The following is a 21,946-nucleotide window of genomic DNA, read 5'->3' as shown; positions in this document are numbered from 1 at the left end:
CGTCCATCATTCGGGAACCCGAGGGCCGTTCTCGGTTTTACACGGCTGTAGGCCAAGGGAGGTCCAGCCGTGCCCACCGCAACGCCACTTGCCGAAACGCTGCCGTCCATCATTCCCTATTGCGGCGCACCGCCGGTGCCGGAAGGGTTTTGGAGCGCTTGGAACGGCGATCCGGTCCTGCTGTCCGTCTTCGCCCTGGCCGCCGTGGGATACGCGGCGCTGGTCAAGCGGCATGGGGCGGGCATGGCCTCCCACCAGCCCTGGTGCTTCGCCGCCGGGTGGCTGGTGCTGTTCGCCGCCTTCGTGTCGCCGCTGTGCAACCTGACCTCCGCCCTGTTCTCGGCGCGGGTGGTCCAGCATCTCCTGACCATCCAGGTCGCGGCGCCCCTGCTGGTCCTGTCCTGGCCGATGGGCGCGGTGCGCTGGCCCAACTGGGCGCGGATTCTGGCGTCACCCTTGGCGGTTCCAGAGATCGCCTGGGGTCTGTTCGGGCTGTTCCTCTGGGTGTGGCACCTGCCGGGACCCTACATGGCGGCGCTGCGTTTCGACGCGGTGCTCTGGGTCATGCACGCCAGCCTGCTCGTCGGCGCGGTCGCCGCGTGGCGGACGGTGCTGGCCCCGGACGGCCCGGCGATGCGGGGAAGGGGGCTGCTGTCGGCCTTCGGCACCTCGGTCCATCTCGCCATCCTGGCGGCTCTGCTGATCTTCGCTCCGCAGCCGCTGTTCGTCTACCATCTCGACACGACGGCGCCCTGGGGCTTGTCCGCCCTGGCCGACCAGCAACTCGGCGGCCTCATCATGGGAGTCGTCGGGGCGGCGGTCTATGTGGCGGTCAACCTCTACGCCCTGGCGCGCTGGCTGATGGTGCCCGAGCGGCAGCGCACATAAAGAAAAACCCCGGCCCTTGGCAGGCCGGGGTTCTCGTTTCGCCTCAGGCTCAGTGGACCGCGGCGCTGCTGCGTCCGCCGCCGCTGCCCGTCAGGGCGAAGCCCAGCGGCGGGCGTTCCGGGGCCTTGAAGCCGGTGGCGCGGTCCTCCTCGACGGGAACGCCGTCCAGGGTCAGGCGACCGTCCCGCGCCGACAGGTGCAGGGTCGAGCGCTCGTCCACCTCGCCGTCGAGCAGCCGTTCGGCGATGGGGTCCTCCACCAGATTCTGCACCGCCCGCTTCAACGGACGGGCGCCGAAGGCCGGGTCCCAGCCGAGGTCGGCGAGCCGGGCGCGGGCCGCGTCGTCGGCGGTCAGCGACAGGCCACGCTCGGCCAGACGGTCGGCGACGCGGGCGAGCTGGATGTCCACGATGTGGGCCATCTGCTCGCGTCCCAGCCGGCGGAAGATCAGCACGTCGTCCAGCCGGTTGAGGAATTCCGGCCGGAAGGCGCGGCGCACCGCGTCCATCACCTCGACCCGCGCGCCCTCCAGGCTGTCGTCCTCGCCGAGCGCCGTCAGGGCGTCCGCCCCCAGGTTCGACGTCATGATCAGGATCGCGTGGCGGAAGTCCGCCGTGCGGCCCTGCCCATCGGTCAACCGCCCGTCGTCGAGCGCCTGGAGCAGCACGTTCAGCACGTCCGGATGGGCCTTCTCCACCTCGTCCAGCAGGACGACCTGATAGGGCCGGCGCCGGATCTTCTCGGCCAGCGTGCCGCCGTCGTCATACCCGACATAGCCCGGAGGCGAGCCGATCATGCGGGCGACGGAGTGCTTCTCCATGTACTCCGACATGTCGACGCGGGTGACCGCGGTCTCGTCGTCGAACAGGAAGGCGGCCAGCGCCTTGGCCAGCTCCGTCTTGCCGACGCCGGTCGGGCCGAGGAACAGGAAGGAGCCGGTGGGACGGTTCGGGTCCTTCAACCCGGCCCGCGCCCGGCGCACCGCCTTGGACACGGCGCGCACGGCCTCGGCCTGACCGACGACGCGCTCGGCCAGCCGGTCCTCCATGCCCTTCAGCCGCTGCCGCTCGCTGTCCAGCATGCGGTCCACCGGAATGCCGGTCCAGCGGGTGACCACGGCGGCGATGTCCTTCGCCGTCACCTCCTCCCGCTCCGCGTTGGCGCGGGATTCGGCCTCGGCCAGACGCTTCTCCAGGTCGGGGACGACGCCGTAGGCCAGCTCGCCGGCCTTCGCCCAGTCGCCGTCGCGCTGCGCGTGCTCCAGCTTGGTGCGGGCCTGGTCCAGCTCCTCCTTCAGGCGGCGGCCCTCGGTGCGCCGGGACTGGCCGACGCGCCATTCCTCTTCCATGGCGGTCAGCTTCGCCTCGTCCACCGCGAGTTCGGACTCCAGCTTGTGCAGCCGTTCCTGGGACGCGGCGTCCGGCTCCGACTTCAGGGCCTCGCGCTCGATCTTCAACTGGGCGACGCGGCGGCCGACGGCGTCCAACGCCTCCGGCTTGCTGTCGATGGCCATGCGCAGGCGGCTGGCCGCCTCGTCGACGAGGTCGATGGCCTTGTCGGGCAGGCGGCGGTCGGCGATGTAGCGGGCCGAGAGCTGCACCGCCGCGACCACCGCCGCGTCGGCGATGCGCACGCCGTGGTGCACCTCGTACTTGCCCTTGATGCCGCGCAGGATCGACACGGCGTCCTCGTCGGACGGCTCGTCGACGTTCACCGGCTGGAAGCGGCGGGCGAGTGCCGCGTCCTTCTCGATGTATTTGCGGTACTCGTCCGGCGTGGTGGCGCCGACGCAGCGCAGCTCGCCGCGCGCCAGCGCGGGCTTCAGCATGTTGGCGGCGTCCATCGCGCCGTCCGTGCGGCCGGCGCCGATCAGCGAGTGCAGTTCGTCGATGAACAGGATGATGCGGCCCGCCGCCTGCTGCACCTCCGCCAGGACGGCCTTCAGCCGCTCCTCGAAGTCGCCGCGGAACTTGGCACCGGCCAGCAGGGCGGTGAGGTCGAGCGCGAGCACGCGCCGGTCCTTCAGCCCCTCCGGCACGTCGCCGGAGGCCAGCCGCTGGGCCAGCCCTTCCACCACGGCGGTCTTGCCCACGCCGGGCTCGCCGATCAGGACGGGGTTGTTCTTGGTGCGCCGGGCCAGGACCTGGATGGTCCGCCGGATCTCGTCGTCGCGCCCGATCACCGGGTCGAGACGGCCCTGGCGCGCCTCTTCCGTCAGGTCGCGGGCGTATTTGGCGAGCGCCTCGCCCATCTGGGAATCCTCCTGCCGGTCGGCGGGGCGGTTCTTGCTCAGCGTCTCGACGCCTTCGACCAGCACCGCGGGATCGACACCGGCGCGGTGGAACAGCGCGCGGGTGCTGCCGCCCTGGGCAGCCAGCGATTCGAGAAGCCGTTCGGGGGAGACGAACTTGTCGCCGGCGCCCCGGGCCGCTTCGACCGCGTTTTGAAGCACGCTGGCGAGCGCCGGGGACATGAAGATCGGGTGCGGCCCTTCGCCATCCACACGGGTCTGGCGGTCGAGGGTTTCCTCAGCGGCGGTCTTCAAAAGCTCGGGATCGCCGCCGGCATCGCGGATCAGCTTGGCGGGCACGCCGTCGGCGTCCTCGACCAGGGCCTTCACGAGATGTTCGGGGACGAGCTGTTGGTGGCGTCCGGCGAGAGCCGCCAGTTGCGCAGCCTGGATGACGCCGCGCGCACGGTCGGTGAACAGACCGAAGTCCATCAGGCACTCCGTTCGTTATGGTTCCCGCCCTTTGCGAAGGCGCGGGAAGACGGCCTGTGTGGCCCGCACCATGCGCGGCCCCGGTCGCCTCAAGGGAACAGATGGGCAGGGGTATCGCCGCGATCAAGACGGCCGGCAAGACGGTGGGGCAAGGCTGTTCTGCGCCAGAAGTGTCCCACTATATGAACAATGATTTATTTATTTGACACACTCTGTACGCCTTCATAAAGTGGTGGCAACTGATATGCCAGATATCGAACAAGAACGCGGGAGGGGGGATATGGCCGGCATCGGAGCAAATCCGCTCGATGCACAAGCGTCGCCGGAGAAGCCGCAGGCGTCCGGAACCCAGACGCTGATGCGCGGCCTCGCCCTCCTGGAATGCGTGGCGGCGGGCATCGGTGACGTGAAGGGCATCGCCGCCCGGCTGGGCACGCCGCGCAGCACCACCCACCGGATGCTCAACAGCCTGACCCAGGACGGCTATCTGCATCACGTGCCCTACAAGGGCTATCTGCTGGGGCCGAAGCTGATCGCGCTCGGCATGCGCGCGCTGGAGCAGCGCCCGCTGGTCGCCATCGCCCGCCCGCACATCGAGGAGCTGGCCCGCCAGACCGGCGACACCGTCCATCTCGGCGTCGTCGAGGGGGCGGAGGTCTTCTACCTCGACAAAATTCCGAACACGCGCGGGCTGGAGATGCGGTCGCGCATCGGCCTGCGCATGCCGCTGGCCTCCACGGGGCTGGGCAAGGCGCTTCTCCTCGGCCTGCCGCGCGAGCGCTGGCCGGAGCTGTACGACCACGCGCTCCGCCTGACCGCGGCGGCGCCGGAACGGCCCCCGCTGGCGCCCTGGCCGGAGTTCGAATCCCGGCTGGCCGCCTATGTGGATCGCGGCTGGTCCTTCGACCTTGAAGAAAACGAAATCGGCATCCGCTGCGTCGGCGCGCCGATCCGTGACGTCCGCAATCAGGTGGTCGCCGCCATCAGCGTGGCGAGCGCCGTGCCCTACATGCCGGACGAACGGATGGAGGAGCTTGGACCGGTCGTCCGGGCCGTCGCCGACGCGATTTCAAAGGATTTGGGATGGAAACGGGACGAACGGGCGTCGGGGCATCGCTGATCGCCCTCGACTGGGGAACGTCGAGCCTGCGCGGCTTCCTGATGGGCGGCGACGGGCGGGTGCTGGACCAGCGCGCCAACGCGCATGGCATCCAGAACCTGCCGGTGCCCGGCATTGCCGGCTTCGAGCAGGCCTTCGCTGACCTGTGCGGCGGCTGGATGGCCGCCCATCCGGGGTTGCCGATCGTGGCCGGCGGCATGGTCGGCAGCGCCCAGGGCTGGCGCGAGGCTCCCTATGTCCGCTGCCCCGCCGATACGACGACCCTGGCCTCGCAGGCCATCGCCGTGGAGAGCGCGTCGGGAGCCCGCATCCTGATCGCGCCGGGCGTCCTCTACGACCCGCCGAGCGGCCCGCCGGACATCCTGCGCGGCGAGGAGATCCAGATCGCCGGCGTGCTGGCCGATCGTTCCGACTGGGGCCGCGACGCCTGCATGGTGCTGCCCGGCACCCATTCAAAATGGGTGGAGATCGTGGGCGGGCGCATGATCCGCTTCTCCACCTACATGACCGGCGAGACCTTCGCCGTGCTCTGCAAGCACTCGATCCTCGGCCGGCTGATGCCGGCGGACGCCGCCCCGGCGGAGGCCGAGTCCGACGCCGCTTTCGCCGAAGGCGTGCGGGCGGCGCAGGCCAGCGGGCCGGGCGACTTCACGCACCAGATCTTCGCCGCGCGCACGCTCGGCATCACCCGCCGCATGCCGGCGGAGCTTCTGAAGGACTACCTGTCCGGTTTGCTGATCGGGCACGAGCTGGTCTCCGGCCTCGGCCACATGCGCAACGAGCTGCACGACGGCCGTCCGCTGCTGCTGATCGGCGAGGGCGCGCTCTGCCGCCGCTACGTGCGCGGCCTGGAGCTGCTGGGCGTCGAGCCCACCGACCGGCTTGAGAACACCGCCCCGCGTGGGCTTTTCCAGTTTGCCGTTGCCGCCGGCCTGATCGCGCCGGTGGGGGAGTGACGAACATGTCGGATGATTCCCTGAAGGCCCGCTTCGACGCCGCCTTTTCCGCCCTGCCGCTGGTCGCCATCCTGCGCGGCCTGACCCCCGCGGAGGCGGAAGGCGTCGCGCAGACGCTCTACGACAGCGGCTTCCGCATGATCGAGGTGCCGCTGAACTCGCCCGATCCGTTCGACAGTATCGCCGCCGTCCGCCGGCTGCTGCCGCGCGACGCGCTGGTCGGCGCCGGCACGGTCCTGGCGGTGGAGCAGGTGGCCCGGCTCAAGGAAATCGGGGCCGATCTGGTCGTCATGCCGCACGCCGACACCGCGGTGATCCGCGCCGCCAAGGCCGCGGGGTTGGTCAGCCTGCCCGGAATCGCCACTCCGACGGAAGCTTTCGCAGCGCTGTCAGCCGGGGCCGACGCCCTGAAGATCTTCCCGGCGGAGCTGGTCGGCCCGCGCGTCATCAAGGCGATGCGCGCGATCCTGCCCGCCGGCACCCGCCTGCTGCCCGTGGGCGGCATCGCCCCGGACACCATGGCGCCGTTCCTGGAGGCCGGCGTGGCCGGCTTCGGGCTGGGGTCCGCGCTCTATGCGCCGGGCCTGTCCGCCACAGAGGTCGGCGAGCGGGCGAACGCCTTCGTCGCCGCGTGGCGGCGCCTCAACCCGCGCTGACCGATCCTCGGCATCAGCGGACCATCCCGCGGCCGGTCGCAGAACGCGCCGCGAACCTTTTCCTCCCCCTCCTCACCACAAGCAAAGTTCCAGGGAGAACGCTCATGAAGGGCTATCGTTTCGTCACCGGCGCCGTCGTCGGCGCGCTGACCTCCGCCACGATGATGGTGGCCGTCCAGGCCGCCGAGTATCCGACCAAGGCGATCGAGTTGATCGTTCCGTACGCGGCCGGCGGCGGCACCGATCTGGTGGCCCGCGCCTATGCGGACGCCGTGAACCGCCACCTGCCGCAGTCGGTGGGCGTGGTGAACAAGACCGGTGGCGGCGGTGCCGTCGGCCTGTCGGAGATCATGGCCGCCCGTCCGGACGGCTACCGCATCGGCATGGGCACCGTGGAGATCACCACCCTGCCGAACCTCGGCGTCGCCCGTTTCACGGCCGATGATTTCACCCCGATCGCCCGCCTGAACGCGGAACCGAGCGCCATCACGGTCAACGCCAACGCGCCGTGGAAGACCATCGAGGAGTTCCTGGCCCACGCCAAGGAGAATCCGGGCAAGGTGCGCATCGGCAACTCCGGCACCGGCGCCATCTGGCACCTCGCCGCCGAGGCCCTGGCGACCAAGTCGGGCCTGAAGTTCAGCCACATTCCGTACGATGGCGCCAACCCGGCGGTCACCGCGCTTCTCGGCAACCACATCGAGGCGGTCAGCGTCAGCCCGGCCGAGGTGTCCAGCCACATCGCCGCCGGCACGCTGCGCATCCTGGCCGTGATGGACGATCAGCGTTCCAAGGCGTTCCCGGACGCCCCGACGCTGAAGGAAAAGGGCATCGACGTGACGGTCGCCACCTGGCGCGGCATCGTCGTTCCGAAGAAGACCCCGGCGAACGTCGTCGAGACGCTGCGCGCCGCCTCCAAGAAGGCGGTCGAGGAGCAGGGCTTCCGCGATCAGCTCACCAAGATGAACCTCAGCTACGCCTATCTGGACGGCCCGGAGTACAAGGTGGCCATGGAGAAGGACGCTGAGATGTTCAAGGTTCTGATGAAGCAGATCGGCCTCGCCAAGTAAGCCGAAACACGTAAGCCACATCCCCGGCGTGTCCCCGGCGGCCTTCGGGCCGCCGGGCGTCCGAAGGAGATTCATTCATGAGCAACGCTCCCGCTCCGGGCGGCAAGGCAGGCCTGCGCCCGCAGGACCGCCTTGCCACGCTGGTCATCGCCGCCCTGGTCATGGCGGTCGCTGTGGCCGCCATCATCGTCGCGGGTGACTTCCCGCCGACCATGCTGGAAACCGACGTCGGCCCCGCCCGCTTCCCGATCATCTTCGCCGTCGCCCTTCTGGTGCTCTGCGCGATCCTGGTCTTCAACACGCTGCGGGCGCCCGCCGCTCCTCCGGACGATCCGGCGCAGGCCGAACCCAAGGCCAGCTACGGCACCGTGGCCGTCGGCATCGTCGCGACCGCCGCCTGCCTGTACGCCATGGAGTTCGTCGGCTACGCCATCGCGACGCCCATCTACCTGTTCGGCCTGATGTGGCTGATGGGACGGCGCAACCTGATCGCGAACGCCGCCATTGCCGCCGTGCTGACCGCGCTCATCTACGCCGCCTTCGCCGTGGCGCTCAGCGTGCCGCTTCCGGTCGGGAGTCTCTTCGAATGACCCGGCCCGATCCGACCGGCCGCAACACTCCGCTGACGGAGGGGTGAGATGTACGAACTCGATATGCTTCTTCACGGCGCGCAGGCGCTGTTCAACCAGCCGATGGCGCTGCTGCTCGCCCTGTTCGGCGTGACGCTGGGCATCATCATCGGTGCGCTGCCCGGCCTGACGGCGACGATGGGCGTGGCCATCCTGCTGCCCTTCACCTTCGGCATGGACCCCCTGTCGGGCCTGCTGATGATTTCCGGTGTCTTCTTTGGCGGCATCTACGGCGGGTCGGTCACCGCCATCCTGCTGAAGATCCCCGGCACCCCCGCCGCGGCGGCCACCGCCATCGATGGATTCGAGCTGACCAAGAAGGGGCAGGCCGGCATCGCGCTGGGCACCGCCACCTTCTCGTCCTTCCTGGGCGGCACGGCCAGCGTGTTCGTGCTGATCTTCCTGGCTCCGGTGCTGGCCCGCTTCGCGCTGGAGTTCAGCGCGTCGGAGTCCTTCGCGCTGGCCGTCTTCGGCCTGTCGATCATCGCCAGCATCTCGGGCGTGTCGGTCATCAAGGGCCTGATCTCCGGCTTCCTCGGCCTGCTGCTGGCGACGGTCGGACTCGACCCGATGGGCGGTTTCCCGCGCTACACCGGCGGCTACACCGAGCTGTTCAACGTGCCCTTCATCCCGGTGATGATCGGGCTGTTCGCCGCCGCCGAAGCCTTCAAGTCGCTGGAGGACCCGCAGGTCCGCGCCGGCATGGCCGCGGCGCTGGACCGCATCATTCCGCCCTGGTACGTGTTCCGCCGCCAGCTGGGCAACATCGCCCGCTCTTCGGGCCTCGGCATCATCATCGGCATGATCCCCGGCGCCGGCGCCGACATCGCCGCCTTCGTCGCCTACAACGAGGCCAAGCGCTTCAGCAAGACGCCGGAGAACTACGGCAAAGGCGAACTGGGCGCCGTCGCCGCCTGCGAGTCCGGCGCCAACGGCTGCACCGGCGGCGCGCTGCTGACCATGCTGACGCTGGGCATCCCCGGCGACGCGGTGACCGCTGTGATGCTCGGCGCCCTGACGCTCCAGGGGCTCCAGCCCGGCCCGCTGCTGTTCAAGGACCACGCCGACCTGGTCTTCACGCTGTTTGCCGGCATGCTGGTCTGCTACGTGATGATGCTGGTGGTGGGGCTCGGCTCTCTGCGCTTCATGGGTCGCATCCTGCAGATGCCGAAGTCGGTGCTGACGCCGGCCATCCTGGCGCTGTGCATCGTCGGCACCTACGCCATCAACAACAGCATATTCGACATCTGGATCATGCTGGCCGCCGGTGTCGTCGGCTACTTCATGCAGAAGTGGGATTTCCCGGCCTCGCCCGTCGTGCTCGCCCTCATCATGGGTCCGATGGCGGAGGCGAATTTCCGCCGCGCGCTGTCGCTGTCCAACGGCAGCTACGACTTCCTCTACACCCGCCCGATCACCGCGGCCCTTCTGGCGATCGCGATCGTGACGCTGATGCTTCCGCTGCTGCGCCGCCTGTGGGCGGAGCGCTCCGGCAGCGGCCCGTCGACGATCAACCCGGCCGCCGGGAGCAGCCGCATGGGGACCCCGGAATGACCGCCGTGACCCGGATCGGCCTGGAAGCCGTCTTCGATCCCGACCTGCGCAACGGCACCGGCGAGAACCCGGTCTGGGACGCCGAGCGGGGGCTGTGGACCTGGATCGACATCCCGGCGCGGACCATCCACCGGCTCGACCCCTCCAGCGGCGCCCACCGCCGCTGGACCCTGCCGGAGATGATCGGCAGCCTCGTCCTGCGTCCGGACGGCGGCGTGGTCTGCGCCTGCGAGACCGGCGTTTTCGACGTCGACCTGCCGAGCGAGGGCGGGGAAGCGGTGGTCACCGTCCTCGCCAGCCACCGCTTCCCCAAGGAGGGCATGCGCTTCAACGACGGGCGTTGCGACCGGCAGGGGCGGTTCTGGCTGTCCAGCATGGTCATGGACATCAGCAAGGGCGACGCCTCCGGCCTGTGGCACCGCTTCACGCGGGCCGACGGGCTGACCGAGACGGGAACCGGCGGCTACATCATCCCCAACGGCTCCGCCTTCAGCCCGGACGGACGCACCCTCTACGCGTCCGACAGCCACCGCGACGTGCGGATGGTCTGGGCCTGGGACTATGACACGGACGCCGGCACCGCCACCAACCGCCGCCCCTTCGTCGACATGCGGGCGATGGTCGGCCGTCCCGACGGCGCCGCGGTGGATGTGGACGGCTGCTATTGGATCTGCTGCCTGGACGAGGGCTGCATCAAGCGCTTCACCCCGAGCGGCGCGTTGGACCGCCGGATCGAAGTGCCGATGCGCAAGCCGACGATGTGCGCCTTCGGCGGGCCGGACCTGCGGACGATGCTGGTGACCTCGCTCAGCCGCGGGCCGGCGGACCTTGCCGAGGACCCGCATGGCGGGCGCGTCCTGATGTTCGATCCCGGCGCCCAGGGCCTGCCGGAACCCCGCCTGACTGTTTGAACCTTCTCCCCGGAGGGGGGAGGGAACGTCAAGACCAAGACACGAGAGGCAAGGAATGTTTGACGATCTCAAGGGCAAGCGCGTTCTCATCACCGGCTCCACGCAGGGCATCGGCCTTGCGGCGGTGGAGGCGTTCGCCCGCGCCGGTGCCAAGGTCGCCATGAACGGCCGCCGCACCCCGGCGGACCTGGAGGCCACGCTGGCCCGTCTGAACGGGCTGGGCGGCGAGGTCGTCTTCCTGCCCGCCGACGTGTCGGACAGCGCGGAGTGCGGCAAGCTCGTCGAGTCTTTCGTCGAGCGCTTCGGCGGCATCGACGTGCTCGTCAACAACGCGGGCGGTCTGGTCGGCCGCAAGCCGCTGCCGGAGATCGATGACGACTTCTTCGACGCGGTGACCGACCTGAACTCGCGCTCCGCCCTGATGGTGACCAAGCATGCCCTGCCGCACCTGAAGGCCGCCGCGGCGCAGAACGGCACCACCTCGTCGGTGATCCTGGTCGGTTCGGTCGCCGGCTACACCGGCGGCGGGCCGGGCGCCGGCCTGTATGGCGCGGCCAAGGCGTGGCTGCACAACATCCAGAAGAACTGGGTGGCCTTCCACACCAAGGACGGCATCCGCTTCAACATGGTGTCGCCGGGCACCTTCGACACGGCCTTCCACGCCGACAAGGACGAGGACACCAAGGCCCGCATCGGCTCCGGCTTTCCGATGGGCCGCTTCGGCCGTCCCGAGGAATGCGCCCCGACCTTCCTGTTCTTCGCGTCGCACGCCTGCAGCGGCTACATCACCGGTCAGGTTCTCGACGTGAACGGCGGCCAGTACATGCCGTAACGATTGGTGATTCCGTCCGCGTCCGCTTGCTCAGAGCGGGCGCGGCGGGATCGCGGCGGTGAAAGCCGCCGTCTTGAAGGCCGCCGTCTTGAAGGCCGCCGTCTTGGCGGCGATGGCCGGCAGGGTGGGGAAGGGCGCGCCGTCCTCGCACCGCAACTGCCGGGCCACCGCGTGCAGGGTGCCGTGATGACGGCGGCAGAGGATGCCGTCGGCGTCGCGGTCGTAAAGCCGGACGAACTGGACGGGCGACGCCCCGTCTTCCGCATGGACCTCCACCTCCACCAGATGGGTGCAGAAGGAGCAGGCGGTCAGCGGGTCCGTCGAGTCGAAAGCCACACCGGCCTCCAGGCAGCGCCGCGCGAAGGCTTCCAGAAGCACCGACGCGCTGTCCACCGTCTCCAGCCCGCGCAGGGCGCGCACGACGTCACGCATATGGTCGACGTCCGGCAGGATCAGCCCGGCGGCGGAATGGCGGTCGTGGATCACCAGCTTCATCATGATGCGCGCGCCGTCTCGAAGTGGGCGTCCCGGTGGTTGGTCGTGGCGCTCGCGGCGTAGCCGGGCCGGCTCGACCACACCCGCTGGCGGATGCGGATCTGCGTCCGGCAGTCCGCCGAGCAGTAGAGCGGGGCGGGTCCGCGGCCGGAGGCGCGGGTGAACGGGCGCCCGCAGCAGGCGCAATGCAGCTTGGGCGTGGAAAGGGTCTGTATCATACGGGCGTGTGTCGGCGTCGGCATGGCTGGATTCACGAGGCATTTCCAAAGTTGGACGGACTATACGGGTGGTCTGTGACAGTTTGACGGGTGGGGGCGGACTACCACTTTTTCGCGCCCCAGCCGCCGCTCGCGGACACGGAAACGCCCTTGGACGCCGGCCGGTTCCCCGGCGCGATATGGCGTCTGGTAATTTCCGTCGATGCGTAAAATGCAGTTGTCCTTCCGGCAGGAAATGAGTCGCAAAGAGAGTTGTTCTGGCGCTGGGCACCGATAAATTGTCTTTGACGATAAAAAATCGCGTTGTAAGGTCCCTTTGGGCGGGCGAGGGTGTTTCTGCAGGCTGGTGATGCGCTGGTTGTGGCCGGCGCCGCCAACCGGGGAAGTGCCGGATCGTCCTCTTCCGCCGCAAGAGGAAGGGGCGGACATGGGAGCACCGACGAAGGCGACGATTCTCATCGTGGATGACACCGCCGACAACCTGTCGCTGCTGAGCAGCCACCTGAAATCCATTTACGCGGTCAAAACCGTGAACAACGGCGATGCGGCGCTGCGCATCGCCTTTTCCGACCAGCCGCCGGATCTGATCCTGCTCGACGTCATGATGCCGAGCATGGACGGATATGAGGTGTGCCGCCGCCTGAAGGCCGATCCGCGAACCCGCGACGTTCCGGTGATTTTCCTCACCGCCCGCACCTCGGTGGAGGACGAGAAGTTCGGGCTGGACCTGGGTGCCGTCGACTACATCAGCAAACCGATCAGCCCCCCCATCGTCCTGGCGCGGGTGAAGAACCACCTGTCTCTGAAGGCCACCGCCGACTCGCTGCGGGCCACCGTCGAGGAGGTGCGCGCCGCCCACAGCCGGCTGGAGGAGACGCAGCAGCACCTGATCCAGACGGAGAAGATGGCGGCGCTGGGCCTGCTGGTGTCCGGCGTCGCGCACGAGATCAACACGCCGATCGGCGTGGCGCTGACCGCGGTGTCCCATCTCTCCGGTCTGGTCGAATCGCTGGCCTCGCAGTTCCAGAGCGGGGCGATCCGCAAGTCCGACCTTGCCCGCTTCCTGGAGAACGCGCGGGAAGGGACGTTGCTGGTGACCACCAACATCGTGCGCACCGCCAACCTGATCCAGAGCTTCAAGCAGGTCGTGGTGGACCGTGCCGGATCGGAGCGGCGGGTGTTCGATCTCAAGGACTATCTTTCCGACGCGCTGTTCGGGCTGGACCCGCATCTGCGCGAGGCCGGGCATAGCCTCATGGTGTCCTGCCCCGCCGGCCTGACCATCGACAGCCATCCCGGCCCGCTGTCGGAGGTGCTGTCCATTCTGATCCGCAACGCCGTGGCCCACGCCTTCCGGCCGGGGCAGAGCGGGCGCGTGACCCTGTCGGTCATGCCGCGGGACGAGGATTGGGTGGAACTGCGCCTGTCCGACGATGGCAGGGGGATCGATCCGGAGCATCTGCCCAAGCTGTTCGATCCCTTCTTCACCACCCGCCGGGGCATCGAATTTCCGGGGCTGGGGCTCTACATCGCCTTCAACCTCGTTCATCAGGTCCTTCAGGGGACGATCGACGTGGAAAGCCTGTCCGGCGGCGGCGCCAGCTTCGTCATCCGCATGCCGCGGCGCGTGTCCGCCCTGGCCGAAGCGTCCGCCTGAGGCCAACTCGCCAGGGCGCGGCTCGCGCGGATGACCGCGGTCAGGGCACCGGGATAAGCGCGGCCACCCGCCGCAGCACCGCCGGAGGATCGACCGGCTTGGCGATGTAATCCACCGCCCCCAGGGCGAATCCGCGCTCCCGGTCGGCCTCGTCGGCCCGGCCCGTCAGGAAGATCACCGGGATGCTCCGGGTTCCCGGCGCTTCCTTCAGGGCGGCGCAGACCTCGTAGCCATCCATCTCCGGCATCACCACGTCCAACAGGATCAGGTCGGGCGCCGGAACCGCCGCGGCGATTTCCAGCGCCTTGCGCCCGTTGTTGGCCACCTTGACCTTGTAGCTCTCCTTCAGCAAGCCGCTCAGCAGCTTGAGGTTGTCCGGCGTGTCGTCGACGATGAGGATCGTGGGCTTCGGCGCCGCGGGAAGCGATGCGGGCGATGCGATGTCCATGGGAAACTTCCGATATGGGGGAGCCGGCGAGGCCGGCGTCGGTTCAGGCTTGGGCGGTTATGCCGCGGTCGGTCAGGGCCGCGTCCAGGGCGGCGGCGGCCTCGTCGAAGTCGAAATTGCGGATCTGGCCGGCGATGGTCTCGAACCGGTTCGGGAAGGCGGCGCGCAGAAGGTCGGCGTTCGCGGCCAGCGCTTCCTCCGCGTCGGGGTCGCTGTCGAGCAGAAGCTGGCGGAGCCGATCGCACAAAGCGTGGAGTTCGACCGCATCCACCGCGGCGGGCTGGGCGGTGGACGGCGCGGTGTCGCCTGTTGGAGCCAACGCCGCTTCCAGATGGGCAAGAAGGGCGCCCAGCGGCGGCTCCAACGCGGCCAACCGCTCGTCGATCTCCGGGCGTGGCCGGGCGTCGCGGATGACCGTCTCCAGATCGGTGGCGGCATCCTGGACGGGGTGGGCGCCGATGTTGCCGGCGGTTCCCTTCAGCGTGTGGGCGTGACGCTCCGCCGCGGCGAGGTCACCGGCGTCCAGCGCGCCGCGGATGGCGGTCACCACCTCGCGCTGACCGGCGGCGAACTTGCGCAGCAGGTCGAGGTAGAGACGTTTCTTGCCCAGCACCCGCGACAGGCCGGTGACGGTGTCCAACCCGGGAACACCGGCCGGCAGGTCGCCCTCGTCGTCCGCAACGGGCGTGGGGAGGGGAGCGGGGGCGTCGGCGCCGAGCCCCGGGCGGGGCACGATCCAGGTCAGCAGGGTGGTCCACAGCGCATCCGGGTCGATGGGCTTGGCCAGATAATCGTTCATGCCGGCGTCCAGGCAACGCTCGCGGTCGGCCTGCATGGCGTTTGCGGTCATCGCGACGATGGGCAAATCGGCGAAGCCCAGCCGGCGGATTTCCAGGGTCGCGGCGACGCCGTCCATGACCGGCATCTGCATGTCCATCAGCACGAGGTCGTAGTGGGCCGCCTGCACCATGTCCACGGCGATGGCGCCGTTCTCCGCGACCTCCACCGCCAGCCCGGCATCGCCCAGCAGTTCGCAGGCCACCTGCTGGTTCAGGTCGTTGTCCTCGGCCAGCAGGATGCGGGCGCCGCGCAGGCCCGACAGGTCGGCGGTGGACGCGGCGGCCGGCACCGGAAGAGCGTCCGCGGCCTGTTCGTCGGCGCCCAGGACCCGCATGATGCCGTCGAACAGCGCCGACGGGTTGACCGGCTTGAACAGCACCTCTTCGATGGCCGTGTTCTCGGCGCCTTTCAGCACCTCTTCCCGGCCATAGGAGGTGACCATGATGTGGTGGGGGGCTTGGTCCAGCTCCAGCGCGGCGAGACCGGCAGAGGTCTCCAAGCCGTCCATGCCCGGCATCTGCCAATCCAGAAGAACGACACGGAAGGGCCGGCCCTCGCGCGCCGCGAACCGGGCCGCCTGGATGGCGGCGGGGCCGGAGTCCACGGCTTCGGCGGTGAAGGACATGGCCGAGAGCATGTCGGTCAGCACGACGCGGGCGTTCTCGTTGTCGTCAACCACCAGACAGCGCAGGCCGCGCAGGTCGGGCCGCGGCAGCAGCACGCGGCGCGGCTTGTCGCGGCCCAGCCGGGCGGTGAACCAGAAGCAGGAGCCGCGGCCCGGCGCGCTGTCCACCCCGACCGACCCGCCCATCAGTTCCGCCAGCCGCTTGGAGATCGCCAAGCCCAGGCCGGTTCCGCCATACTTGCGGGTGGTCGAGGCGTCGGCCTGCTGGAAGCTCTGGAAAAGCTGATGTTTCTGTTCGTCGCTCAGACCAATTCCGGTGTCGCGCACCTCGAAGCGGACGAGCAACTCGCTCCCGGCCTCCTCCTCCAGCCGGACGATGATAGCGATCTCGCCGCGCTCGGTGAACTTGACCGCGTTGTTGGCATAGTTGACCAGGATCTGCCCGATGCGCAGCGGATCGCCGATCAGGTCGCTGGGGACGGTCTGGGCGACGTCGAAGATCAGCTCCAGCCCCTTGGCCGCGGCCTTTTCCGCGATGAGATCGGCCAGCGTGCCCAGCACCTTGTCGAGGTGGAAGCCGGTGCGCTCGACGCTCAGCTTCCCGGCCTCGATCTTGGAGAAGTCCAGGATGTCGTTGATGATGCCAAGCAGATGCTGGCCGGACTGGCTGATCTTGAGGACGTAGTCGCGCTGGCGCGGCGTCAGGTCGGTCTTCAGAGCCAGATGCGACAGGCCGATCACCGCGTTCATCGGGGTGCGGATCTCGTGGCTCATGTTGGCGAGGAAACTGGCCTTCGCCTGGGACGCCGCCTCCGCCCGGTCGCGGGTCAGGCGCAGCTCCTCGGCCTGGGTGCCCAGCCGGACGACGGCGTTCAGGATGCTGTCCAGCTCCTGCGTGCGGGCGCCGGGAAGCCGGATGTCGCGCTCGCCCTCGCCGATGCGACGCAGGCCGTCGGCGGCGGACAGCAGCGGCCGCACCACATGGCGGCGGATCAGCAGCCCGGCGGCGATGAAGATCGCCAGAACCGCGACGAAGGCGAACTGGATGACCTGCGACACCAGACGGGTGCGCTCCTGGATCTGGCCCAGGCGTCCGGCCGTCAGTTCGGTCACGTCGACGAGCAGCCGGTCACCGACCGTGTTCAACTCCACCAGGGTCTGCGCCCATGTCTCGGCGAGGCGTTCCTCCTCGGCGGACGGGGCGGTGTCGCCGGCGGGGACGTTCTCCGACCGTCGCGCCTTTGCCGAGGAGACCTGCCGGATGACCGAATAGGCGTCCGTCACCTGCCGCTTCAGGGAGGGATCGAACTGGAAGGTCGGGTGGAAGGCCAGCGCCTGAGCGGCCAACAGGGCCTCGCGACGGCGGCGCGGGTCGTCGGCGGAAAGGACGATCGCCCCCGACTGCTTCAGCCGCTCCAAATTTACGACGGCGCGCTGGCGTTCCAGGATCAGCGGCACCATGCGGTCCTGGCTGTCGGCGGCCAGCCGTTCCATCTTGCCCTGTTCCGCGACGATCCCGAGGAAGAGCAGACCGATCAGCGCCAGCAGGACCGCGCCACCGGTGAGAATCGCCGGCTGCAGCCGTACGCGGGGATGCCTGCGGTCGCGGGCGGAGGCCATGGCCAGTTCCGGATCAGTAAATGTCGAAGGGGAAATAATTGCGGTTGATCCGCTGGTAGGTGCCGTCGTTGCGCAAGGCCGTCAGGGCCCGGTCCACCGATGCCTTCAACGCGTGCTGGCCGGGCGGAAAGATGATGTGCACGGTTCCGCCCAGCCCGTCCTCGGACATCGGGGTGCCGATGGTCTCGAAACCCTCGCCGGCGTCGGACAGGAGGAAATGCACCACATTCAGAGTCGGGCCGATGGCCATCTCGCTCTTGCCGTTGCGTATGGCGTTCCACAGGTCGTCGAGCGTGGAAACGGGCACCAGATTGGCCTGCAGCGACGGATCGGCGTCGGCCAGACGGACCAAGAGCGCGTGCTGACGCGAGCCACGGATGGCGGCGATGCGCCGGCTGCGGATCGCCTCCTCCAGGCTCAGTTCCGGCATGCCCCGGTGCCCGACCAGACTGGTGCTGGACCGCCAATAGGGAATCGAGAACAGAAGCCGCTGCTCCCGGTCCGGCGTGCGCAGCACGTTGCCGAAGCCGATGTCGTAGCGGCCCGCGGCGACATCGTCGATGATCTGCTTGAATGGCGCCGCGTCGAAGCTGCACACCGCACCCAACGAGCGGCACAGCTCACGCCCGAAATCGATGTTGAAGCCAACCAGCAGGCCGTCGGCGTCGCGGTCGCTGAAGGGCGGGGAATGGTCGATGACCACGATGCGCAGGAACGGTCGGTCGGTCGGGGGCGGCGCGTCCGCCCGGACCGGCTGCGGCAGCGCAAGGCCGGTCAGCAGGGCCATGACGGCCAACAGGGCGTGTGCGGTGGCGAAGCGCATGTGGAAACCCATCGCGGCCTCAGTACATCCGGAAGGGCAGGAAGCGGGAACTGATGGCGTCGTACCGCCCATCCGCGAGGATCGCGCGCAGGGCCATGTTGACGCGGTCGCGCAGTTCCTCGCGTCCCAACGGCAGGGCGATGGCGGATTCGCCACCCAGCCCGCTTTCGGTCAGCGGGTCGCCCACGACCTCCAGTGCCTCCCCCTCCGCGCTGGTCAGCAGATGGACGGTGACGGCGGTCGGGGCCAGCGCCAAGTCGACCTGGCCGTCGAGAACGGCGCGCAGCGCCTCCGCCTGATCGTCGTAGATCACGACCGTGCCGCCGATGTTCTTCGCGGTCAGATAGTCGTACTGCTTCGACCCGCGGGTGACGGAGATGCGCTTCCCCGACAGATCCGGCGCCACGCCCGGGGCCCATTCGCCGGCCCGCCCGATGTAGCTGGAGCTGGACCGCTTGTGACGGTCGGTGAAAAGGTATTTCTTCATCCGCTCCGGAGTCTTCAGAATGCTGGCGACCGCGAAGTCGGCGGCGTTGCGGTCGAGCAGGTCCAGCACCTCCGGGAACTGCAGGGCGGTGATCTCGCAGCGGATGCCCATGGTGTCGCAGAGCGCGCGGGCGATCTCCACTTCGAAGCCGGTCAGCTTGCCCTGGTCGTCCACCATGGCGTAGGGCGCCATCTTCCAGGTCAGCACCCGATAGACCTCGTCCGCGTGGGCGGAGAGCGCCGCCGGAACACAGAGCAAAATGGCAAGCCACAAGGTCGCGACGGTGCGGAACGGCATCAGACGGTGCATGGGCTGCCTCGGCAAAGCGGAAAGGCGGAACGCGGTGCCCGTTCAGCGTTTCGGCGCCGTGAACAGGCCGCATATCAATTGAATTTTTGCGCTTCTGCCGGACCATTTTCCGGCTTCGACGGCACAATACCATCGAAGACGGACAGGTCAAGCCGATCATTAAACCTAAAAGTTGTTAAACTCCTGGAACACAATACAGCGGTGATGCCGGGTGCATCGTTTTCCTCGGCCGGCTCAACTTCCGGTTATGTCCACCCCGGCGTCGTCGGTGGCGCGGGCGATGCCGGCCATGTTGTCGCTGATGGTCGTGATGGCGTCGGCGGTGACCTGCATCTGGGCCGAGATGTCGCGGACGACGGTGCTCTGCTCCTCCGTGGCGGACGCGATGGCGGCGGAGATGCCGTTCAGCTTGCGGATCGTGCCGCCGATCGAGCTGATGGCGCGGGCGGCGGGATCCGGTGGCCCCCTGCACCTGGGCGATCTGCGAGGTGATCTGCTCCGTCGCCTTGGCCGCCTGGGTCGCCAGTGCCTTCACCTCGGACGCGACCACCGCGATGCCTGCAACTATGGATTCCAAATTAACTGGTCGCAGGGGAGTGATTTAAGTAGTCATACTCTTATCGTTTGCCGCGTTGGTGATATGCGGCAGAGGCATGCATCGACTCACGGGCCTTTTGTGAACAGTTTGACCCTGATCGATTTAATTTCGGGAGCGTCAGGAGGGCGGAAATTACCAGGAAAGCCGTCGATTATCTGTCGGTTGCCTGTGTCAATTTTGAGACGTACCGTCACTTCCCTGGAAAAGTCTCGGCGCCGGATCGCTTCATTGCAATGCCCGACAGCGAATCCGAATGGTTGAAAAGGAAACTGTCTCGATGTAGTTTCCTAGGAAACTCAAGGAGGCATGTTGGCCGAATCGAAGATCAGCCCGCTCGACGCGCATCTCGGCTATTGGCTGCGCTTCGTGTCGAATCATGTGTCCCATGCCTTCGCCGCGAAGCTGGCGGGGCGGGGGGTGACCGTCGCCGAGTGGGTCGTGCTGCGCGATGTTTATGACCGCGACGGCGTGGCGCCCAGCCTGCTGGCCGACCGGCTGGGCATGACGCGGGGAGCGATCTCCAAACTGGCCGACCGCCTCGCCGCCAAGGGTCTGCTCACCCAGTCCGTCGATCCGCAAGACCGGCGTTACCAGACTCTGGCGCTCACCTCGGAAGGCCGGGCGCTGGTGCCGGATCTGTCCGCCTTGGCCGACCGCAACGATCTCGACTTCTTCGGGCACCTGGCCCCCGTCGAGCGGGCGCGGATCGAGGACACATTGAAGGGCATCGTCCGCCGGATGGGGCTGCGCTCCATTCCGATCGATTGACCGCGACGCTGACACGCAGAACGGAGAAACGTTCATGGACGCCCGAATCACAGCCATCCTGCGGGAGTGCAGCCGGGCTTCGGACGAGGAGCGCACCACCTTTCCCGAGGTCGTCGCGGCGCTGGCCGCGGCGGGGGTGGAGCGCTACCACACCGATCTCGTGCGGGCGGAGACGACCTACTATTTCCCGGACGGGATGACGGAGCGGGTGAAAACCCAATCGTCCCTCCAGCCGCCGGCCATGGACTTCCTGGCGGAAGGCGTGGAATCCGCCGTCCGCGCCATCCAGGCCGGAACGATCCGCTACGGTGGCTTCCGCGAGCGGGTGCGGCGGGCCGGCTGCGCCGGTTGGGCGGTCAGCATCGTGGGCCGGCGGGTCGTCTACTATGGCCGCAGCGGCGACAGCCACACCGAGTGGTTTCCCGGCGCCCGCTGACGACGCATTGCCGTTCCCGCCGTCACCAGCCCAGGCGGCGGGACAGCACGGGGCCGAGGTCGCCGCGCCATTCCTTCAATTCGGCCTCCGCGCGCTCGACGGCCCGCTGGTCGCGGTAGCGCTTGAGCGCGCGGTTCGCGTCGCCGCGCGCCTCCATGGCGGCCAGCCGCTTCGCCACTTCCGGCTCCGACGCCACGGCCTGCCGCCAACGTTCCAGCCGCACCTCCGCCACCGCGTCCACGATGGGCTGCAGCGCCGGCATACGGCCCAGTTTCTTCACGCCGGGCGCCAGCCGGGCCGCGGCGGCGGCGGCGGCCTCCTTGGGGATGCGAGGGAAGGCCCGCTGCACCGCCTTGGTCAGCGCGTCCTTGATGTCATCGCCGCGCTGCTTCGCCTCGGCGCCCCGGCTCAGCCGCGCGGCGGCGCGCGCCTGTTTCTTGGCGTGCCAGGACAGAATGCCGTCCGCGATCTCGCGCGCGTCGGCGTCGAGCCAGACGACGCTCCCCGCCCCGTCCGCGAGCAGGGCCTTCGCTTCGTCGGGAAGCTCCGGGTCGACAGCGGAGGCCGTTCCGGCAAGACCCAGCGCCTTCAGCGACCGCAGCGAGCGCGCCCGCCCTTCGTCGCCGGCCAGCAAAACGGATTCCGCCAGCGTTCCGCCATCCAGCAAGCTGTGCAGAAGCTCCAGGTCACCGTGTGTCCAGCGGCGGGCGGCGGTCAGCCGTTCCACCCGCAGGCGCAGCAGGTCGCGCACCGCCGGGCGGGGGGCGGCCGGAACGCAGCTTTCCACACGCCACACGCCGCTCTCGAACCGGGCGACCGCCCATTGCGCGCCATTCTCGACGGGTTGGTCGGTGGGGAAGGCGCCATCCAGGTTCCAATGGTCGCTGGCCCGCAGGCAACCTTCCGGCGGTGCCTGCCACGGCGTTCCCGGCTTGGAATAGAAGCTGGAGGCCACCGGGCTGCGCAGGACGAAGCGCCAGCCCGCGACCTCGGCGGCGAGGCTGTCGGGCATGGCGGCCGGGCGGGGCGAGTCACCCAGCTTCAAGAGGGGTTCGGGGGCATCCTGGCTGGGCTGAGAGGATTCGGGCGACGGGTGTTCAGACGGCATGACGGCTCCTTCCGGCGGCACTCTAGCACAGGGTCGAGCGGCACCCTGCAACTTTGCAGCAATGTGTCCGCTTGTCACTTTGCTAAGGCCGACGGCTAATTTTCTAAAGGCACCATCGCCATCTTCCTATCCAATTATTGCGTTCAACATCACACCCCCCGCAGCCTTATCGATTG

Annotated in this window: 20 protein-coding genes; 12 read left to right on the top strand and 8 right to left on the bottom strand. The window is 68.7% G+C overall.

The window, feature by feature from the left end:
* Positions 1-69: 69 nt before the first annotated feature.
* Complete coding sequence (locus tag H0B54_RS19115) at positions 70-888, top strand: cytochrome c oxidase assembly protein (RefSeq protein ID WP_188261651.1); 819 nt, start codon at positions 70-72, stop codon at positions 886-888.
* Between the two features lie 49 nt (positions 889-937).
* Here H0B54_RS19115 and clpB read toward each other — a convergent pair whose 3' ends face one another.
* Positions 938-3,610, bottom strand: coding sequence for an ATP-dependent chaperone ClpB (gene clpB, locus H0B54_RS19110; protein WP_188261650.1), 2,673 nt, complete (start codon positions 3,608-3,610; stop codon positions 938-940).
* Between the two features lie 280 nt (positions 3,611-3,890).
* Here clpB and H0B54_RS19105 point away from each other — a divergent pair, with 280 nt between their 5' ends.
* The 8 genes from H0B54_RS19105 to H0B54_RS19070 all read left to right on the top strand — a co-directional run bounded on the left by H0B54_RS19105 (position 3,891) and on the right by H0B54_RS19070 (position 11,338).
* Positions 3,891-4,730: an IclR family transcriptional regulator gene (locus tag H0B54_RS19105; protein ID WP_094304475.1), complete on the top strand. Its 840-nt coding sequence runs from the start codon at positions 3,891-3,893 to the stop codon at positions 4,728-4,730.
* The gene (locus H0B54_RS19100; protein ID WP_188261649.1) at positions 4,694-5,686 is read left to right on the top strand and encodes a 2-dehydro-3-deoxygalactonokinase; all 993 of its coding nucleotides are present in this window, start codon (positions 4,694-4,696) and stop codon (positions 5,684-5,686) included. The genes H0B54_RS19105 and H0B54_RS19100 overlap by 37 nt, the downstream gene beginning before the upstream one ends.
* Before the next feature lie 5 nt (positions 5,687-5,691).
* Positions 5,692-6,342 (top strand): 2-dehydro-3-deoxy-6-phosphogalactonate aldolase, encoded by a 651-nt coding sequence (locus H0B54_RS19095; protein WP_188261648.1) that lies wholly within the window; start codon positions 5,692-5,694, stop codon positions 6,340-6,342.
* A 104-nt stretch (positions 6,343-6,446) separates the two neighbouring features.
* Positions 6,447-7,412 (top strand): Bug family tripartite tricarboxylate transporter substrate binding protein, encoded by a 966-nt coding sequence (locus H0B54_RS19090; protein WP_188261647.1) that lies wholly within the window; start codon positions 6,447-6,449, stop codon positions 7,410-7,412.
* Positions 7,413-7,489: 77 nt separating this feature from the next.
* Positions 7,490-8,002 carry a tripartite tricarboxylate transporter TctB family protein gene (locus H0B54_RS19085; protein ID WP_188261646.1) on the top strand — a complete coding sequence of 171 codons (513 nt, stop codon included), beginning with the start codon at positions 7,490-7,492 and terminating at the stop codon, positions 8,000-8,002.
* Positions 8,003-8,050: 48 nt separating this feature from the next.
* Entirely contained in the window at positions 8,051-9,595 is a 1,545-nt protein-coding gene (locus tag H0B54_RS19080; RefSeq protein ID WP_188261645.1) for a tripartite tricarboxylate transporter permease, read from the top strand.
* Entirely contained in the window at positions 9,592-10,506 is a 915-nt protein-coding gene (locus H0B54_RS19075; RefSeq protein WP_188261644.1) for an SMP-30/gluconolactonase/LRE family protein, read from the top strand. Before H0B54_RS19080 ends, H0B54_RS19075 begins: the two co-directional genes overlap by 4 nt.
* A 55-nt stretch (positions 10,507-10,561) precedes the next feature.
* A complete protein-coding gene (locus H0B54_RS19070) occupies positions 10,562-11,338 on the top strand; it encodes an SDR family NAD(P)-dependent oxidoreductase (protein WP_188261643.1) in 777 nt (258 codons plus the stop codon).
* Between the two features lie 30 nt (positions 11,339-11,368).
* Here the strand turns inward: H0B54_RS19070 and H0B54_RS19065 are convergent, their stop codons facing one another.
* The gene (locus tag H0B54_RS19065; protein ID WP_188261642.1) at positions 11,369-11,836 is read right to left on the bottom strand and encodes a hypothetical protein; all 468 of its coding nucleotides are present in this window, start codon (positions 11,834-11,836) and stop codon (positions 11,369-11,371) included.
* Positions 11,833-12,051: a hypothetical protein gene (locus tag H0B54_RS19060; protein WP_188261641.1), complete on the bottom strand. Its 219-nt coding sequence runs from the start codon at positions 12,049-12,051 to the stop codon at positions 11,833-11,835. Before H0B54_RS19060 ends, H0B54_RS19065 begins: the two co-directional genes overlap by 4 nt.
* 427 nt (positions 12,052-12,478) lie before the next feature.
* Here H0B54_RS19060 and H0B54_RS19055 point away from each other — a divergent pair, with 427 nt between their 5' ends.
* On the top strand, positions 12,479-13,708 hold the full coding sequence (locus H0B54_RS19055) for a sensor histidine kinase (RefSeq protein WP_188261640.1): 1,230 nt from the start codon (positions 12,479-12,481) through the stop codon (positions 13,706-13,708).
* 40 nt (positions 13,709-13,748) lie between these two features.
* On the opposite strand, the gene H0B54_RS19050 is transcribed toward H0B54_RS19055, so the two are convergent.
* From H0B54_RS19050 to H0B54_RS19035, 4 genes are read right to left on the bottom strand one after another with little or no spacing between them, the layout of a single operon-like run.
* Positions 13,749-14,156, bottom strand: a complete 408-nt coding sequence (locus H0B54_RS19050) for a response regulator (RefSeq protein WP_188261639.1) — start codon at positions 14,154-14,156, stop codon at positions 13,749-13,751.
* A 43-nt stretch (positions 14,157-14,199) separates the two neighbouring features.
* Positions 14,200-17,241 (bottom strand): hybrid sensor histidine kinase/response regulator, encoded by a 3,042-nt coding sequence (locus H0B54_RS19045; protein ID WP_188261638.1) that lies wholly within the window; start codon positions 17,239-17,241, stop codon positions 14,200-14,202.
* Between the two features lie 13 nt (positions 17,242-17,254).
* Positions 17,255-18,076, bottom strand: coding sequence for a substrate-binding periplasmic protein (locus tag H0B54_RS19040; protein WP_246472617.1), 822 nt, complete (start codon positions 18,074-18,076; stop codon positions 17,255-17,257).
* A gap of 7 nt (positions 18,077-18,083) precedes the next feature.
* A complete protein-coding gene (locus H0B54_RS19035) occupies positions 18,084-18,860 on the bottom strand; it encodes a substrate-binding periplasmic protein (protein ID WP_094304496.1) in 777 nt (258 codons plus the stop codon).
* A gap of 904 nt (positions 18,861-19,764) precedes the next feature.
* On the opposite strand from H0B54_RS19035, the gene H0B54_RS19030 reads away from it, so the two are divergent.
* Complete coding sequence (locus H0B54_RS19030) at positions 19,765-20,226, top strand: MarR family winged helix-turn-helix transcriptional regulator (protein ID WP_188261637.1); 462 nt, start codon at positions 19,765-19,767, stop codon at positions 20,224-20,226.
* Positions 20,227-20,260: 34 nt separating this feature from the next.
* A complete protein-coding gene (locus tag H0B54_RS19025; protein ID WP_188261636.1) occupies positions 20,261-20,662 on the top strand; it encodes a DUF1398 family protein in 402 nt (133 codons plus the stop codon).
* 22 nt (positions 20,663-20,684) lie between these two features.
* Here H0B54_RS19025 and H0B54_RS19020 read toward each other — a convergent pair whose 3' ends face one another.
* Positions 20,685-21,770: a hypothetical protein gene (locus H0B54_RS19020; RefSeq protein WP_246472616.1), complete on the bottom strand. Its 1,086-nt coding sequence runs from the start codon at positions 21,768-21,770 to the stop codon at positions 20,685-20,687.
* Positions 21,771-21,946 lie beyond the last annotated feature (176 nt).

Origin of the sequence: Azospirillum tabaci (assembly GCF_014596085.1) — a bacterium.
Taxonomy (GTDB): Bacteria; Pseudomonadota; Alphaproteobacteria; order Azospirillales; family Azospirillaceae; genus Azospirillum; species Azospirillum tabaci.
The sequence above is the reverse complement of the archived record's forward strand: the minus strand, read 5'-3'. Positions and strand labels throughout refer to the sequence as shown.